Consider the following 16,587-nt stretch of genomic DNA (forward strand, 5'->3'; position numbering starts at 1 on the left):
GAGAAGCTTAAAATATACCATAATTACAATTCTACCATTTTTTCATAGGCTTGAGTAGTTCTTTTTTATCAGACGAAAAAGGGCCCGATCCCCTCTGAGGGGATCAGTCCTGCTGCTTCGCCCCCTCCTCCGAGGGGGTCTCTTTGACCGCGGAACCGCCTTCCTGCGGCGTTTGCTGCGGGGTCTGCTCCGCTTGCTGGGTGCTCTGCTGCGTCTTCGGCTCCGGCGTATCGTCCACGGCGGTATAATAGTCCGCTTCGAGCATCTTGATTACGCCGCCCTTGATTCCGTCGCTTTGAAGATTCGCAATATAAGACTGCAGATACTTGATTTTCTCGGGCAGCTTGCCAATGGTCGTCTGCACCTCGTACTGGGTGCGGGTGTACAGCCGGATCTTGTCCGGGTACGCATTGCTTGGAGCCGGCTTGATCTCGGAGATGTCGGCGAAGTAAGAAGGCGGCAGCTTGGCCATAGCCAGACAGAGCCGGGTCTTCAGGGGATCGTCCGGACGCCAGCCTGTCAGAATGGGCTTGTCCAGCGGAACGCCCTGCACTTTGACGGGCAGGATGCTGGCATCGGCCAGCAGCACCTCCACCTGGCCCCCTTCACCGATCTGGTAGGCCACCTTCGGATGCTCTTTCACCTGGATGGTGATGCGCCCCGGAAAGTGCTTCGTCACTTCCGCCGATTCCACCATCGGCAGGGTCTGCACCCTCTCCTCGATATCGGATGAGGATACGGAGAAGAAGTGGTCCCCCTGCTTCACCTCCGCCTTCTGCAGGATCTCCGCCGGGTCCACCAGCTCCTGGCCGGCCACTTCGACATTCGAGATTTTGCTCAGGGAGGATTGGAAGAACAGAACCAGCAGCAGCCCGATGAAGAAGATCACGAGTACGGTCAGCAGCTTGCGGCTGCCCCGGCTTCGGGAGGGCGCCGGCTTTTTCATAACGGGGAGTCGATCATCCATGATGCAATTTCCCTCCTGGGGAGCGCTTGTCCGCACGGCGTCTGCCGTTCATCCGTACAGCCGGGGGTAAGCCCTACAGCCTGCCGAAGTCCGTACCTCATCTTGCTCCGAAGAAGAACGCGCGGACTGCGGCAGGCGCGGGCCGCCGGGAATGAAGAGCACTCCTCATCCCGAGCGGACGGAGGACACCCGGCGCCGAACCGACAAGCAAAATATGTAAACCGCCCGGTCCCTCTCTCGGAAGAAAAAGGGATAGAAGGGCGGTTGTGATCATAATAATAGGAAGAAACAGGAATCGAATGATACCGGAAAGGATGAGGCAGGTGAAAATGGATAGACAGAGCGGGTGTAAACCGGGTCCATCCAAAGACTGGAGAAGTTACTCCGATGGTACCGGTGATACCCTGTGAATGCTTGCGCCGAGTGCACTCAGCATAGACTCGATCCGGTCGTAACCGCGGTCGATGTGATGAATCTGTTCGATCACCGTCGTCCCCTGCGCTGCAAGGCCGGCGATCACCAGAGCCGCTCCCGCACGAAGGTCCGTGGCTTCCACCGTGGCCCCGTACAGCCGGGGAACGCCCCGGATCATGGCCGCATTGAGATCCACCCGGATGTCGGCTCCCATGCGGGAGAGTTCATCCACGTGCTTGAATCTTCCTTCAAAAACCGTTTCCTTCACTACGCTTACCCCGTCTGCGAGGCTCAGCAGCACCATAATCTGCGACTGCAGATCGGTCGGGAAGGCCGGGTGCGGCGATGTCACGATCCGCTCCACCGCTTTGGGACGGGTGGGAGCGCATACGTTCATTATATCACCACTGATTGCGATTTGAACACCTGCGCGCTTCAGCACGTGAATCGCCGAGGTCATATGCGCCGGACACACCTGCTCCAGCGTAATGTTCCCCTTCGTGACGGCTGCGGCGATCATGAGGGTTCCGGCGACAATCCGGTCCGGGATGATCCGGTAGGTGCCCGGGGTCAGTACCGGCACACCCTCGATGGTGATCGTGTCCGTCCCCGCCCCCATAATCTTGGCGCCCATGGAATTCAGGAAGTTCTGGAGGTCCTGAATCTCGGGCTCGCGCGCCGCTCCCGTAATCGTGGTGGAACCCCGGGCCGTGGCGGCGGCCATCATGATATTCTCGGTGGCTCCAACGCTCGGGAAGTCGAGTACGATCTCCGCCCCCCGCAGTTCCTTGGCCGTACAAACAATCTTGCTGCCGCTCTCCTCGATATGCGCACCGAGGGCCGTCAGGCCGCGCAGATGCAGATCGATCTTTCGCTCTCCGATCGCGCACCCTCCAGGCTGATACAGCTCCACCCGGCCGAGCCGTGCGAGCAGCGGGCCCATAAGGAAGATCGAAGACCGCATCTGGCTCATCAAGTGCTCCGGAATGTGGAATTCATGAACCCCCATCGTGTTCACGGTCACCGTATCCCCCTGGTATTCCGCCTGACAGCCGAGGGCCTGCAGAATCCCGAGCATCACGTGAATATCGGACAAGTCCGGCACATTCTCAATGACTACGGTGCCTTCCGCCATGATGCCGGCTGCCAGGATAGGCAGTGCGGCGTTTTTGGCTCCGTGAATCTTGATGGCTCCCGATAGAGGTTTCCCGCCTTCGATAACCAACTTTTCCAAAGTCCCACCTCCGATTTACCGCTCACCCACCACCAATACTTCCGGTATGAGCTGCACACCGAACCGGTCCGATACGGTCTGCTTCACATGTTCGATGAGGGTCAGCACGTCGAGGGCTGTCGCCTGTCCGGTGTTGACGATAAAGTTGGCATGCAGCGGAGACACTTCGGCGCCGCCGACCCGGTATCCCTTGAGGCCGGCGTCTTCGATCAGCTTGGCGGCAAAATGGCCGTCCGGGTTGCGGAACACGCTGCCCGCGCAGGCCAGCTGCAGGGGCTGCGTCCGCAGACGCCGGGCCTTGTAGGAAGCCAGCGTGGCTGCGATCTCCAGCCGGTCGCCGTACTTCAGCCCGAAGACCGCTTCCGTCACAATCCCGGGCTGCAGCTGCAGCACCGAATGCCGGTAAGCATACGCCAAATCGTCTTTTTGCATTGTGACCAACTCCCCGTCAGGGAGCAAAACTTCAGCCCGCAGTAGTATGCGTGACACATCGGACCCGTGCGCTCCGGCGTTCATGAAGACGGCTCCACCCACGGTTCCCGGAATGCCTGAGGCAAACTCCAACCCGGTCAATCCTTCCTTGCCCGCCATGACCGACAGCTTAATGAACGAGAATGCGCCGCCGGCATAGACGAGCTCCCCTTCGAACCGCGCGGTTTCGAGCGCATCCCCCAGTTTGATCACCACACCCCGGATGCCCTTGTCGGTAACAAGCATATTGGAGCCTCGGCCCAGCGCCGTCCAAGGCGTCTGATGCGCATGCAAAAGCTTGACGGCACGCACGAGTTCCGTCTTGTCGCGGGGGATCAGCAGGACGTCGGCGGGGCCGCCGATCTTCCATGTGGTGTAGGGAGCGAGCGGTTCGTTCAGCCGAACTTCACCGCAGGTCCCGTTCATAAGTTCTGTTATGACCTGTTGCATGGGTAAACCTCCTTCACAGAAACGCCGGGGCAGCCGGCTGCGGGAGTATTCCGGCAGCCGGGCGGGCGGTCAGCCGGCCGGCTCATTCTAACGGCTCTCTGGTGCCGGCTTGCGGCTGTCCGCCGCGCCTCCCGGACGTCTGTCACGGTTATAGTGTAGTTTATGTAGAAGACGCTAGAGTGTGACAATCGCCCAGTGAGAATGTTCACGAGCCCTCCTTCAGCCGGTGGGCTTCGATCAGACGGACGATCTGGGCTGTACCGTCCCCGTAGGGACTGTGCTCCATATTCGCCAGAACGCGCTCCCTGTCCGCATACAGGCTGCTGACGCCGGAGAGAAGCGAATCCGCCGTCAGCTCTTCCTCCTGAAGCACTTCGCAGTAGCCCTGCGAACGGAACGACTCGGCATTGAGAATCTGGTCTCCCCTGCTCGCCGCCCGGGACAGCGGAATCAGCAGCATCGGCTTGCGTGCGGCAAGGAATTCGAAGATGGAGGTGGAGCCCGCACGGGAGATCACCAGAGAGGCCGAGGCCAGCAGATCCGGCAGCTCATCCTTCACGTACTCGAACTGCCGGTACCCCCGGATCCCCTGCAGCCCGGGATCGGTGTTGCCTTTGCCGCAGATATGGATGATCTGGAACTCCTGGAGAAGCGAATCCAGGATGCTGCGGACCGCCTGGTTGATCTTCTGGGCGCCGAGGCTTCCGCCCATGATGAACAGCACCGGCTTCGAGGAATGAAAATCGCAGAGCTGCCTTCCCTTGGCGGCGCTGCCCTTCAGAATCTGCTCCCGGATCGGAAGCCCGGTGCACTCGGCTTTGCCGCCCCGCAGATGCTTCAGGGTCTCCGGGAAGGTCACGCAGATCCGCGAGACGAACGGCATCGAGATTTTGTTCGCAAGTCCCGGCGTGAGGTCCGACTCGTGCGCGATGACCGGAATGCCGGCAAGCCGGCAGCCGACGATCACCGGCACGGAGACGAAGCCTCCCTTGGAGAATACGATATGGGGCCGGATCCGGCGCAGCAGCCTGTACGCCTGCAGCGTTCCCTGGATGACGCGCAGCGGATCCTTGAAGTTCTTGAGGTCGAAATACCGCCTCAGCTTGCCGGAGGCGATATGATGAAACGGAATCCCTTCGTGATCGATGATGTCCTTCTCGATCCCGTCGCGGGAGCCGATATATTCCATGTCCCAACCCTGCCTGCGGAGCTCGGCCATGACCGCCAGGTTCGGGGTCACATGGCCGGCGGTGCCGCCGCCGGTGAAGACGATTTTTTTCATAGGGATGCTCACCTTTCTACTCACCTGGGATAGGTTGCCTTGGACCAGGTATCTGGAGTCAGGGTCACCTGGAATAACGGGAAATGTTGAGCAGCACGCCGAGCGAGGTCAGCATCAAGGTGAGCGATGAGCCGCCTGCGCTGATCAGAGGCAGCGTAATGCCGGTGACGGGGAACATGCCGATGACCACGCCGATGTTGATGATGACCTGGACGGCCACCATGCCTACGATGCCTGTGGCAAGCAGACTGCCGAACGTATCGGGGGCCGTAATGGCGGTGCGCATCCCCCGCCATACCAGCAGCGTGAAGAGCAGGAGCACGAACGTGCCGCCGATAAAGCCGAGTTCCTCGGCAATAATGGAGAAGATAAAGTCGGTCTGCGGTTCGGGGAGATAGCTGTACTTCTGCCGGCTCATGCCAAGACCGAGTCCCACGAGCCCGCCCGGTCCGATCGCGTAGAGCGACTGGATGGACTGGTAGCCCGCGCCGAGCGGATCGGCCCAGGGGTCCAGGAAGGCGGTAATCCGCTTGAGCCTGTACGGCGCAGCGATAATGAGGCCGACGAGTCCGGCGACCCCGACCATACCGAGATAAGATAGATGAAGCAGGCGTGCGCCCGCGACGTAGATAATAAGCAGGGATGCGCCGACAAGCACCGCTCCGGTCCCGAGGTCGGGCTGGAGCATGATCATGCCGAAGGCCAGTCCCACCAAACCGAGCGGAGGCATCAGGCCCTTGGCGAACAGCGTAATGGTGTTCTGCCGCTCCGAGAGCCACTTCGAGAGGAAGATGATCATCCCCATCTTCATGAATTCGGAGGGCTGGATGCCGAAGGAACCGATACCCAGCCAGCTGCGGGCGCCACCGCGCACCACGCCGATGCCCGGCACCAGGACCGCAACCAGCAGGACAAAGCAGACGATCAAGGCGATTTTGGCATACTTCTTCCAGATCCAATAGTCGGTATTCATAGTGAACACCATGGCTGCGACGCCAAGCCCCGCAAACAGCGCCTGCCGCTTCAAATAGTACATCGAATCCCCGAATTCACGGAATGCGAGCACCGCGCTGGCGCTGAAGACCATGACCACGCCGATGACCAGGAGCACAAGCGTGGAGCCGAGCAGCAACATGTCCGGTGACGACCTAGCTTTGACCATTTTTGTCCACACCTCTAACCTTCGTGACTTAGAGGCGCCTTTGCGTCCGCACCGAGCCCCGGAACGCCTGCAGCCCCCTCTTAAAGGTTATGCACGGACTGCCTAAACATGCTTCCCCTTTCCTCGTAGGAGGCGAACATGTCCCAGCTGGCGCACGCCGGCGAGAGAAGCACGACATCCCCAGGCTTTGCCATGGCGAACGCTTCCCGGACCGCCTTCGTGACCGTATCCTGCACCTGCTTAGCAGTATCGACGGTTTTCACCCGGCTCATGCCGGCCAGCCGGGCGACACGAACGATTTTTTCCTTCGTTTCGCCGATGGCGACAAGTCCCTTCACCTGCCGGCCGAACACGGGAAGCAGCTCCATATAGTCGGATCCGCGGTCGAGCCCCCCGGCGATCAGGATGATGTCCTGCGTGAGCGCCTCGATCGTCTTGATCGTCGCGGTCGGGTTCGTCGCCTTGGAGTTGTTGTAGAACTGGACGCCGTCCTTCGTGCCGACAAGCTCCAGCCGGTGCTCGACGCCTCCGAAGGAACGCAGGACGTCCGCGATCGCCTCCACGCCCACTCCGCTGGTCAGCGCAATCGCACTGGCGGCCAGCGCATTCTCCACGTTGAAGGTTCCTGGAATGCCGATCTCCTTCATGGGCAGAATCTCCTGGAGAGCGCCGTCCCGGCTGCGGTAGACGAGCATCCGGTGGGCATCGTCTTCGCTTCCCCCGCCGATCGGCGGCTGGACATACAGTCCGTAGTCCAGCTCCTGACGGATCGAGAACGGCAGCACCTGCGAGCGGAGGCCCTCCGCCACTTGACGGCAGATCTCATGGTCCCAGTTCAGCACGGCCGTATCCTCTTCGGTCTGATTGGCGAACAGCTTCGCCTTCGACTCGACGTAGTCGTTCATGGAGCCGTGATAATCGAGATGCGTCTCATACACGTTGGTCAGACAGCCGATCCGCGGGCGGAACCGGTCCGTTCCCTTGAGCTGGAACGAGCTCAACTCGACGACCATCCGGTTGTCCTGTTCCGCCTCCAGCGCCGCTTCGGTCAGCGCCCGGCCGATATTCCCGGCCACGATGGGCTTCAGTCCGCCGGCTTCCAGCATCAGTCCGGTCCACGTTGTCGTCGTGGTCTTGCCGTTCGAGCCGGTGATGCCGATGATCGGCGCACGGCAGATGCGGTAAGCCACTTCCACCTCCGTGACGACCTCGATGCCCAGCTCGGACGCCCGGCGCACCGGATCGACCGTGTAAGGGATGCCCGGGTTCTTGACCACGAGCGCGATGCCTTCATGCACCAGCCCGGCGGGATGGGACCCGCAGACAACAGAAATACCCAGAGCCTCCAGTTCGTCGGCCTCAGGGCATAGTTGGCGTTCCTTCTTATCGTTGACGGTGACATGCGCACCCTGCTCGTGGAACAATTTGGCCACGGCCACGCCGCTTCTCGCCAGGCCCAGAATGACGACCTGGCGGCCGCCGTATGATGATGGATGCTCCATGCCTACAACACCTCGTTAATGTATAGTCCGATGCCCGCCAGGATCAGCCCCGCCGTCCAGAAGGAGATGACCACGCGCCACTCCGACCATCCCACGAGTTCGAAGTGATGGTGGATCGGGCTCATTTTGAATACGCGCTTGCCTCGGGTCTTGAATGAAACGACTTGAATGATAACGGAGAGAATCTCCACCAGGAATACGCCTCCGATGAGAGCGAGCAGCAGCTCCGCTTTCGTCAGGAGCGCCACGACGGTAAGACCGCCGCCGAGGCCGAGCGACCCGGTATCTCCCATGAAAACCTTGGCCGGGTGCGCATTGAACACCAGGAAGCCCAGCACCGCACCGACGACGGCCGCCGAGAAAATCGCAATGTTCGGCTGCGTGTTGTTCAGCGCGATCACCGCATACGCGCCGAAGGCGATGGCCGAGGTGCCTGCCAGCAGACCGTCGAGACCGTCCGTGAAGTTCACGGCATTGGAGGTGCCGAGCATCAGGAAGACCACGAACGGGAAGTACAGCCAGCCGAGATCGAACGAAAAATGAAGATAAGGAATGCGGATATCCGTGCTGTGCCCCATCTGGACGAGAAGCACGCAGACGACGATCGAGACGACCAGCTGCCCGAGGAGCTTCTGTCGTGCCGTCAGGCCCAGAGAGCGTTTGAACAAGATTTTGATATAGTCATCAAGGAAGCCGACGAACCCGTACCCGAGGGTGGCGATGAGCAGCGTCACGGTCTCCATGTTGGGTTCCCCGAAACGGAGAACCGCCAGCGCGAGCGCCAGCATGATAATGATCCCGCCCATGGTCGGCGTGCCCGATTTCTTGAGATGGCTCTGGGGACCGTCCCCCCGCACCTGCTGTCCGAACTTGAGACGGCGTAGCAGGGGAATGAAGAGAGGCCCCATAATAACCGCAAGCAGAAAGGCTACGCCGAGCGTGATCATAACGATATTGAAATCCACCGAATTATCCCCCCAATTGCACTAAAAACGAAGCCACCTGCTCCATGCGCATGCCGCGAGACCCTTTGATCAGCACGACATCCTGCGCCGAAGCGGCTTCGGCCAGCTCGCGCGCCAGCGTTTCTTTGTCTTCGTAATGCCGCACGCGCTCCGGCGGAAACTTCTCCAGGGCGCCTTCGGCGATATGTCCGGCAAGCGGGCCGAAGAGGAATACCGCCTCCACGTGGGCGGGATCGAGCACCCGGCCGATCTCCCGGTGGAATTCGGCCTCCTTCTCCCCGAGCTCCAGCATATCGCCCAGCACCGCATATTTGCGTTCGAAGCCCTGCGCCTCATGCAGGAGGGCCAGCGCCGCCCGCATGGCCGTCGGACTGGCGTTATAGGCATCGTTCCAGACCGTGAGGCCGGACGGCGCCACGCTGACTTCGATGCGCATGCCGGTCATGACGAGGCCCTGCAGGCCTTCGGCCATCACCGGCGCCGTCAATCCGAAGTGCCGGCCGACCGCGATCGCCGCCAGCGCGTTGACCGCATTGTGGGCGCCGAGCATCGGAATGTAGTACGGCGTCTGCGGATCCGTGTTCACCGTCATCTGGGTCCCGGACTCCGTCAGCCGGAGATCGAGCGGGAACAGGTCGTTCGACGCTTCCCTGCCGAAGGTGACCCCGCGGAAATCCTGCGGCTCCCACTCCGGCAGCACCTCCCGGAGCAGCGGCTCGTCGCCGTGATAGACGAGCACGCCGCCCGGCTGCAGGCCTGCGAGAATCTCGGCCTTCGCCCGGGCGATCTCGAGGCGGGAGCCCAGCTGCAGCAGGTGGGCCTCGCCGATGTTCGTGATGATGGCGATCTCCGGCTCCGCCAGGCGCGAGAGCAGCTCGATCTCGCCCCGCCCGCTCATGCCCATCTCGAGCACCGCAATCTCGGTATCCTCGTTCATCTGAAGCAGCGTGAGCGGAAGCCCGATATGGTTGTTATAGTTGCCAAGCGTCTTGTGTACGCGGAACGTGGTCGACAGGACGGCGGCCGTCATGTCCTTCGTTGTGGTCTTGCCGTTGCTGCCGGTGATCCCGACGACCCGCACCGCCAGCTCCCTGCGGTAGCTCGTGGCGAGCTGCTGCAGCGCCTGCAGCGCATCCTCCACATAGATCAGGGGCGCGCCGGTCGGCCCGCTGCCGTGATCCCGCTGCCACAGAAGGCCCGAGGCCCCCTGTTCCAGGGCGGCTTCGGCAAAGTTGTGCCCGTCGAACGCTTCGCCGATAATCGGCACATACAGGTTGCCTTCGGCCAAGGTCCGGGTGTCCTTCGAGACGCCCTTCACGGGCCGGTCCGCCATAGCGGCATCCGCCAGCGTGCCTCCCGCCATCCTTGCGATCTCGCCCAGTGTCCGCTCTATCATGCTTTCCGCCCCTTTATCGCTTCGTTCTTGTTCTGATGATGAATGGCCTGTGATATTGAATGGCCTGCTTTGAATTCATGTCCTGCCCATGACGGCTTCCTTGGCCACCAGCCGGTCATCGAACGGATGTTTGACCCCGCCGATGTCCTGATACGTCTCGTGCCCCTTGCCGGCGATGAGCACGATATCGCCCGGCTGCGCTCTCTCCACCGCACGGCGGATCGCTTCCTTCCGGTCCGCGATGAGCTCGTAGCTCGCCGGGTCCAGGCCCGCCTGCTCGATCCCTGGAACGATGTCCTGCAGGATCGCCTCCGGATTCTCCGTCCGCGGGTTATCCGAAGTCACGTAGATGTAGTCGCTGTACTTGGCCGCCACGCCGCCCATCAGCGGACGCTTCGCGCGGTCCCGGTCTCCCCCGCAGCCGAACACGCAGTAGATGCTTCCTTCGGCAAACTGCGAGACCGTGGACAGCGCGTTCTCCAGGCCGTCCGGCGTATGGGCGTAATCCACCAGCACCAGGAACGGCTGGCCGGCGTCCACCACTTCCATGCGGCCTTCCACCGAGGCGATCCCGGCGAGGCTTGCGGCGATGCCTTCGAGCTCGAGCCCCTCTGCCAGGGCGGCGGCAATGACGCCCAGCACGTTGTACACGTTAAATCGTCCGACCAGACGCGTCCGGATCTCCGCCGTCCCCCGGTAGGTCACACACTGGAACCGGGTGCCCTGCGCCGTCATTTCAATGCCTTCGGCCCGCACATCCGCCTTCGGGTTGTCGATGCCGTAGACGATCGTCTCAGCCGCCGTCAGCCTCGCGTAGTCCGAGGAGGCTTCCTCGTCCCCGTTCAGCACGGCGAACCGGCGCTGTGCCGGATCCGCTCCGTAGTCGTTGCCCAGGCGGGAGAACAGCAGGCCCTTGGCGGCCTGATAGCGCTCCATCGTTCCGTGGAAGTCCAGGTGATCCTGGGTCAAATTGGTAAAAATGCCCGACCGGAATAGGCATCCCTTCACCCGGCCCATCTCGAGGCCGTGCGAGGATACCTCCATCAGACAGTAATCGGTCCCGGCATCCGCCATCTGCCGCAGAATCTTCTGCAGCTCCAGCGCTTCCTGGGTATTCGTCGCATGGTTCGGCAGATACTCGCCGCCGATCTTGATGTGGATGTTGCCCATCAGGCCCGTACGGTACCCCGCATCGCTCAGAACGCGGTCGAGCAGGTAGGTCGTCGTCGTCTTCCCGTTCGTTCCCGTTACGCCGATGAGCTTCAGCTCCCGGCTCGGATAGCCGTAAAAGTGATTGGCAAGCACCGCCATCGCATGGCGGGCGTCCTTCACCAGAAGCACCGGCACGCCGGCGTCCAGCTCCCTTTCCGCCACCAGGGCGGCGCCCCCGGCGGGCGGCGGCGGCGGCATAATCGTGGCCGTCGGCGACCAATCCCGGAATGCAGATGAACAAATCGCCAGGTACTACCTTGCGGGAGTCAGTCTGCAGCCCCTTGACTTCAGTCTCTGCCCTGCCGAGGATCCGGCTGACGGCCAGCTGCTTTGCCAGTTCTTTCAGCTGCATGAAGCGTCCCCTCCGTTTTTACACATGGTATCTATTATGGACAAAAAATCTCTCGCTGAAAAGCCTATTTTTCAATTTATCAGAAAGGCGTAACGCGAGTGTGACTCCCCCGTCATCCGGCTTGCGCCGCAGGCCCTCCCGCCCCTTTCCTTAAAAAGGAATCCCGGCGGGATTCCTTTTTTTATTGAGGGGTTTGGCCCGCTTTGGGAACCGGCGGCGGCGGAGCGGCATCCGACAAGTATACCCTAATCGTGGACCCCTGGTCCACCCGGCTGCCCGGTTTCGGAACCTGATTGACTACCGTCGTGCCCGTTCCCGACTTTGCGAGAGTGAAATTCATGTTGAGATCTTCATAGATATCCGATACGCTGCGCCCGATGAGATCCGGTACGACCGCGATCGGCGTGTCGCCGTAGACGTATTTGCGGTCAAGCTGATCTTTGCGCTGCGGCACGTTCATGTAGCGGAGCGTATCCTCCATGATGTTCTTGACGAGCGGAGCGGCGATGAGACCGCCGAACTGAATGCCCTGCGGATCGTCCACGGCCGCATAGATGACGACCTTGGGATCGTCCGCCGGCGCGAAGCCGATGAACGACACGATGTGCTCGCTGGAGGAGTAGCGCCCGTTGACGACCTTCTGCGCGGTTCCCGTCTTGCCCCCGACCCGGTAGCCGTCGATGAACGCGTTGCGCCCCGTGCCGTTGGCCACGACGCTCTCGAGGGTCTCACGCACCTGCTTCGACGTCTCCTCCGAGATCACCTGGCGTACGAGCTCCGGCTGCACCGCTTCCACCAGCTCTCCGGTCTCCGGCTCATACCACGCCCGGGCCACATGAGGCTTGAACAGCTTCCCTCCATTGACGGCCGCCGATACCGCGGCAATCTGCTGGATCGGCGTAACCGACACGCCCTGGCCGAACGAGATCGTGGCCAGCTCGACCGGACCGACGCGGGAGGGCTTGAACATGATGCCGTTCTCTTCCCCGCCGAGGTCGATGCCTGTCTTTTTGCCGAAGCCGAACTTCGATACGTAGTCGAGCAGCACGTCTTTGCCGAGCTTCTGGCCCATAACCACAAAGCCCGGGTTGCATGAGTTCTCCACCACCTGCAGGAACGTCTCGCTGCCGTGACCCTGCCGCTTCCAGCAGCGCAGCCGGGCGCCGGCAACCTCGATCGAGCCGGGATCATGGAACGGATCGGTAAGGTTCACCTTCTTCTCCTGCAGCGCCGCCGCCAGAGTAATGATCTTGAACGTCGAACCGGGCTCATAGGTCATCCAGATCGGCAGGTTGCGGTTGTAGTTCTGCACAGGCGAGGCCTGGAAGTTGCCGGGGTCAAAGCCCGGCCGCGAGCCCATCGCCAGAATCTCGCCGTTGTTCGGATCCATCGCAATGGCGATGACATGCTTCGGCTGGAATTTGACCATCGCCTGATCGAGCTCCCGCTCCATGATCTGCTGGATGCGGCTGTCGATCGTCAGCTGCAGGTTCAGCCCGTCAAGCGGCTTCTTGTATTCGTCGGTCGACCCCGGCATATACTTTCCTGCGGCATCGGCCAGATAAGAGATATTGCCTTTAATTCCGGTAAGATTTTTCTCGTACTTCAATTCTATGCCCGTCAAGCCCTGATTATAAGCACCCGTGAATCCGAGCACGTGCGCCGCCAGCTCCCCGAAGGGATAGTGCCGCTTGTTATCCTCGGTCACCCATACGCCCGGAAGGTTCATCTCCTTGATCTCCTTGGCTTTCTCCAGGGAGATTTTGCGGCCGCCGGGCTTCAGATACACGCTCATCTGGCGGGAAGTGATCTGCTTGAGAATGGCCGCCTGATCCATCCCGAGCGCCGCGGCCAGGCGCGCCGCCGTCGCTTCGGCGTCCTTGATCTGCGCCGGCACCGCCATGACGGTCGGTGAGGAGATATTGTAGGCCAGCTGGACGCCGTTGCGGTCCAGAATCTCTCCCCGCTTCGAGGTCACCGGAATTTCCCGGCGCCAGGACTCCTCCGCCAGTTTGTTGATGTCCGGCCCCTTCCATAACTGCACATACGCCAGCCGCACTGCCAGCGCGAAGAAAAGGATCGTTCCTACCATCAGTGCGGTGAACAATCGACGACGGACCGTTACATTCGATGCCCTCATGCCGGCTTCTAACCCCTTCCTGAACATTCTGCCGAGGGCCGGGATCCTCTTCCACTGCCCGTCCGCAGCTTTCTTCGTTCATATCATCCCTATTCGGGACAACCAGGGGTTAGAACAAGCCCTTCGTTATTCTCTCAATCCGGAAGCGCTGCTGCCGCTCTCCTCCGCTTCCTTCTCGGTTGTCGTTTTCTTAGCGGTACTGCCGGCGGATGCGGAAGAGGTCTTCGCCCCTTCCTTGCTGCCGGTCTCCGTGGTCTTGCCGCCCGCCGCCTTCGTGGACTTCTCGTTCTTGGCCGGCGTCTTCGTATCCTTGCTGTCGGTCTCCACCGTCTCCAGCAGCTCACTGTACGGCTTGAGCGTCAGGGTGACCGTCCGCGTCTCCCCGCTGCCTTCCACGACCTGGGAGGCTACATACCCTTCCCCGATGGACTGGCAGCGCACCTTCACGAAGGAGCATACCTCCACCGCATCGCGCAGCGATTTGCCGCTGAGGTCCGGCACTTCTAGCTCGGTCCCTTCTTCCAGCACTACATACATTCGCTGGGCTCCGCCGATTTCGGTACCGGGCGCCGGCGATTGGGCGAGTACCTTCGGACCGCTGCCCAGTGTCTCCAGCACGACCCCGAAAGCATCCGTAGCCGCCCGCGCCTCTTCAGGCGTCCGTCCGACAAGATTCGGCACCTTCGTGCCCGGCTCCTGTGCGGCGGCGTCTCCGCTTTTGACCTGCGTGGTCGGTGCGATGCCCCACTGCCGAAGCGTCTGGGAGACGATCTGCTTGAACGCGGGAGCCGCCACCTCACCGCCGAGGTGGTAGTCTCCGCCAAGATCCGGTTCATCCACCAGGATGGTGACGAGAATGCGGGGGTTATCGGCCGGCGCATAGCCTGCGAAGGAGATTACCCACTTGCCTTCGGCATACGTTTTCTCGCCCGGAAGAACCTTGTTCGCGGTACCTGTTTTGCCGGCAATCCGGTAGCCGTCGATCGCCGCATTCTTACCGGTACCGATCTTCTTGTCCGATACGACAGTCTCCAGATATTCGGTAACCTGCTTCGCCGTTTCCGGGGATACGACCCGGCGGATCTCCTCCGGTTTATTCTCATCGATAACTTCGCCTGTTAGAGGATTATAAATCTCTTTGATCAAATAAGGCTTCATCAGCGTCCCGCCATTGGCGATTGCAGCATAAGCCGCCGTCAGCTGCATGGCGTTGACCGTCAGCGCCCCCTGACCGTACGTCGCGGTAGCGAAGTCCGCGGGAACCCTGAGATTCACGATCCCGGGCACCTCTCCCGGGATATCCACCCCTGTTTTGGCGCCGAATCCGAATTTCTCGATATATCCCTTCAGCGCCTCCTGGCCGAGGGCTTCCATCCCAAGCTTAACGAAAGCCACGTTACTCGAACGCTTCAAGCCTTCGAGATAGGTAATTCTGCCCCAGCCGGAGATATTGTGGTCATGCAGCCGGCGGTCGAGAATTCGAATGGAACCGGACTGGTACTTTTCCTCAGGTAAAAACTTCCCTTCCTGCACCGCCCCTGCCAGCGTAACGAGCTTAAAGGTCGAGCCCGGCTCGTACTGGGAGGCTACCGCATGGTTAGTAAAGTTCTTGATATCGAATTCCCCGTACCGGTTCGGGTTAAACGTCGGATAGTTGGCAAGCCCCAGAATTTCCATCGTCATCGGATCGACGGCAATGGCCGTCATACTCTTCGGATTCCACTTTGCGGCCACTTTCTCCAGCGCGCTTTCCATATAAAACTGCACGTTCTTGTCCAGCGTCAGGCGGACGTTATTGCCGTTCACGGCCGGTTGGTAGCGCTTCTCGCCGTTGAGCAGTTCTACGCCTCTGCGGTCCTTTTCCAGGTGAAGGAACCCGTCCGTACCCTTGAGAACGTTATCCAGCTGCTTCTCCAGCCCCATCACAGGCTTCCCCTCTTTGTTCACATATCCCAGAAGATGGGCGGCCAGCTGCTGTCCGGGGTAGAACCGCTTGCTTTCTTCAGGAATCAAAAAGATACCGACCGGAGGGACCTTCGCTTTCTTATCCTTCCCGAACCGTTCCTTTAAGATGGCTTCCTGTTCTGCAATGAATTTATTAATAAGATCAATCTGCTCCGCTCCGATCTTCCAGCCTTCATTTCGGATTTCAACCTGCAGATTCTTATCGTTCTGTCCAGACTGGATCTTCTCCAAACCGGAGGTGATCCGGGAGCGGATTTTCTCTTCCAGCTGGAGCTGACTGGACGGATCGTCCGAGGTTTTGATAATCTGCGCAAGCCCGCGGACAATGTCCTCCTGCAGACCGTTCTCCGCAATATCGCCGGGCCTCAGAGCCAGCGTCGCAGCCGGGCCGTCCTCTGCCAGCACCTTATCCGACCGGTCCAGAACCGATCCCCGCTGCGCCGGGATTTTCGACTCTCTCACCCAATACTCCTGCGCCTTGCCGAGGTAGACATCTCCTTCGACCACCTGCACCCAGAAAATTCGAACTACCAAGACAGCAAAAAGGAGGGCGAACCCCCCTCCAATAAACAACGATCGAAATTTGATCTGCTTTTCCATTCCGTAAGTCCCCCTATTCCAAATGCCGGATCAGGGTTGATCCTTGGTTTTCTTGGTCGGCTGCGCCGATGCCGTTTCCGTCTTTTTGGACTTGTCCGTGGTTCCAGGCGTCTGCGGATCCTGGAACGAGAGGCCCAGCAGCTTCGCCTGTTTCTCGAGCTCGAGCGGATCGGACAGCTTGTCCACCTGCTGCTTCAAAATGACGTTCTGGGCTTCAATTTGTTTGATCCTTTGCTCCATCGCCAAGATATTTTGGTTCATTTCATAAATCTGGGCATACCGCCAGATGATCAGCCCCGCTACCATCACGCAGACGACAACCGTAAACAGGTACAGGAGCTTCTCTTGTACCGGCAGCGTTTTGCTGCGCACGACAACTTTCTTCGTTTCCTTGATGCGTACTTTCTTCTCAGGGCGCTGTGGTTGTTGAGTCGCAAGATTTCCATGCATGTAAGCCGGCAAGATTGGTCTCCCC

The 16,587-nt window shown here is 60.5% G+C and carries 12 protein-coding genes and 1 pseudogene; 1 reads left to right on the forward strand and 12 read right to left on the reverse strand.

Annotated features, from left to right (window positions below; translation table 11 throughout):
* Window positions 1–103 precede the first annotated feature (103 nt).
* From PM3016_RS26890 to PM3016_RS26930, 9 genes and pseudogenes are all read right to left on the reverse strand, one after another.
* Entirely contained in the window at window positions 104–967 is an 864-nt protein-coding gene (locus tag PM3016_RS26890; protein ID WP_013917750.1) for a cell division protein FtsQ/DivIB, read from the reverse strand.
* A 379-nt stretch (window positions 968–1,346) separates the two neighbouring features.
* A complete protein-coding gene (murA, locus tag PM3016_RS26895; protein ID WP_014371629.1) occupies window positions 1,347–2,615 on the reverse strand; it encodes a UDP-N-acetylglucosamine 1-carboxyvinyltransferase in 1,269 nt (422 codons plus the stop codon).
* A gap of 15 nt (window positions 2,616–2,630) precedes the next feature.
* Window positions 2,631–3,536, reverse strand: coding sequence for a UDP-N-acetylmuramate dehydrogenase (murB, locus tag PM3016_RS26900; RefSeq protein WP_014371630.1), 906 nt, complete (start codon window positions 3,534–3,536; stop codon window positions 2,631–2,633).
* A gap of 205 nt (window positions 3,537–3,741) precedes the next feature.
* A complete protein-coding gene (locus PM3016_RS26905) occupies window positions 3,742–4,818 on the reverse strand; it encodes an undecaprenyldiphospho-muramoylpentapeptide beta-N-acetylglucosaminyltransferase (RefSeq protein ID WP_014371631.1) in 1,077 nt (358 codons plus the stop codon).
* A 64-nt stretch (window positions 4,819–4,882) separates the two neighbouring features.
* Window positions 4,883–5,980, reverse strand: a complete 1,098-nt coding sequence (gene spoVE, locus PM3016_RS26910; protein WP_016362883.1) for a stage V sporulation protein E — start codon at window positions 5,978–5,980, stop codon at window positions 4,883–4,885.
* Window positions 5,981–6,060: 80 nt separating this feature from the next.
* Window positions 6,061–7,482, reverse strand: coding sequence for a UDP-N-acetylmuramoyl-L-alanine--D-glutamate ligase (gene murD, locus PM3016_RS26915; RefSeq protein WP_014371632.1), 1,422 nt, complete (start codon window positions 7,480–7,482; stop codon window positions 6,061–6,063).
* Window positions 7,483–7,484: 2 nt separating this feature from the next.
* Window positions 7,485–8,447 carry a phospho-N-acetylmuramoyl-pentapeptide-transferase gene (mraY, locus tag PM3016_RS26920; RefSeq protein WP_013917756.1) on the reverse strand — a complete coding sequence of 321 codons (963 nt, stop codon included), beginning with the start codon at window positions 8,445–8,447 and terminating at the stop codon, window positions 7,485–7,487.
* A 4-nt stretch (window positions 8,448–8,451) separates the two neighbouring features.
* Complete coding sequence (locus PM3016_RS26925; RefSeq protein WP_014371633.1) at window positions 8,452–9,843, reverse strand: UDP-N-acetylmuramoyl-tripeptide--D-alanyl-D-alanine ligase; 1,392 nt, start codon at window positions 9,841–9,843, stop codon at window positions 8,452–8,454.
* 75 nt (window positions 9,844–9,918) lie between these two features.
* Window positions 9,919–11,365, reverse strand: a pseudogene (locus PM3016_RS26930) (UDP-N-acetylmuramoyl-L-alanyl-D-glutamate--2,6-diaminopimelate ligase).
* On the opposite strand from PM3016_RS26930, the gene PM3016_RS40260 reads away from it, so the two are divergent.
* Window positions 11,258–11,500 carry a hypothetical protein gene (locus tag PM3016_RS40260; protein WP_238540662.1) on the forward strand — a complete coding sequence of 81 codons (243 nt, stop codon included), beginning with the start codon at window positions 11,258–11,260 and terminating at the stop codon, window positions 11,498–11,500. The pseudogene PM3016_RS26930 and the gene PM3016_RS40260 sit on opposite strands and share 108 nt — an antisense overlap.
* Window positions 11,501–11,588: 88 nt before the next feature.
* On the opposite strand, the gene PM3016_RS26935 is transcribed toward PM3016_RS40260, so the two are convergent.
* The 3 genes from PM3016_RS26935 to PM3016_RS26945 all read right to left on the reverse strand — a co-directional run bounded on the left by PM3016_RS26935 (window position 11,589) and on the right by PM3016_RS26945 (window position 16,574).
* A complete protein-coding gene (locus tag PM3016_RS26935) occupies window positions 11,589–13,547 on the reverse strand; it encodes a stage V sporulation protein D (protein ID WP_014371635.1) in 1,959 nt (652 codons plus the stop codon).
* A 126-nt stretch (window positions 13,548–13,673) separates the two neighbouring features.
* The gene (locus PM3016_RS26940; RefSeq protein ID WP_014371636.1) at window positions 13,674–16,112 is read right to left on the reverse strand and encodes a peptidoglycan D,D-transpeptidase FtsI family protein; all 2,439 of its coding nucleotides are present in this window, start codon (window positions 16,110–16,112) and stop codon (window positions 13,674–13,676) included.
* Between the two features lie 30 nt (window positions 16,113–16,142).
* Complete coding sequence (locus PM3016_RS26945; RefSeq protein ID WP_014371637.1) at window positions 16,143–16,574, reverse strand: septum formation initiator family protein; 432 nt, start codon at window positions 16,572–16,574, stop codon at window positions 16,143–16,145.
* Between the last annotated feature and the right edge of the window lie 13 nt (window positions 16,575–16,587).

The organism is Paenibacillus mucilaginosus 3016 (assembly GCF_000250655.1).
Lineage (GTDB): Bacteria > Bacillota > Bacilli > Paenibacillales > NBRC-103111 > Paenibacillus_G > Paenibacillus_G mucilaginosus.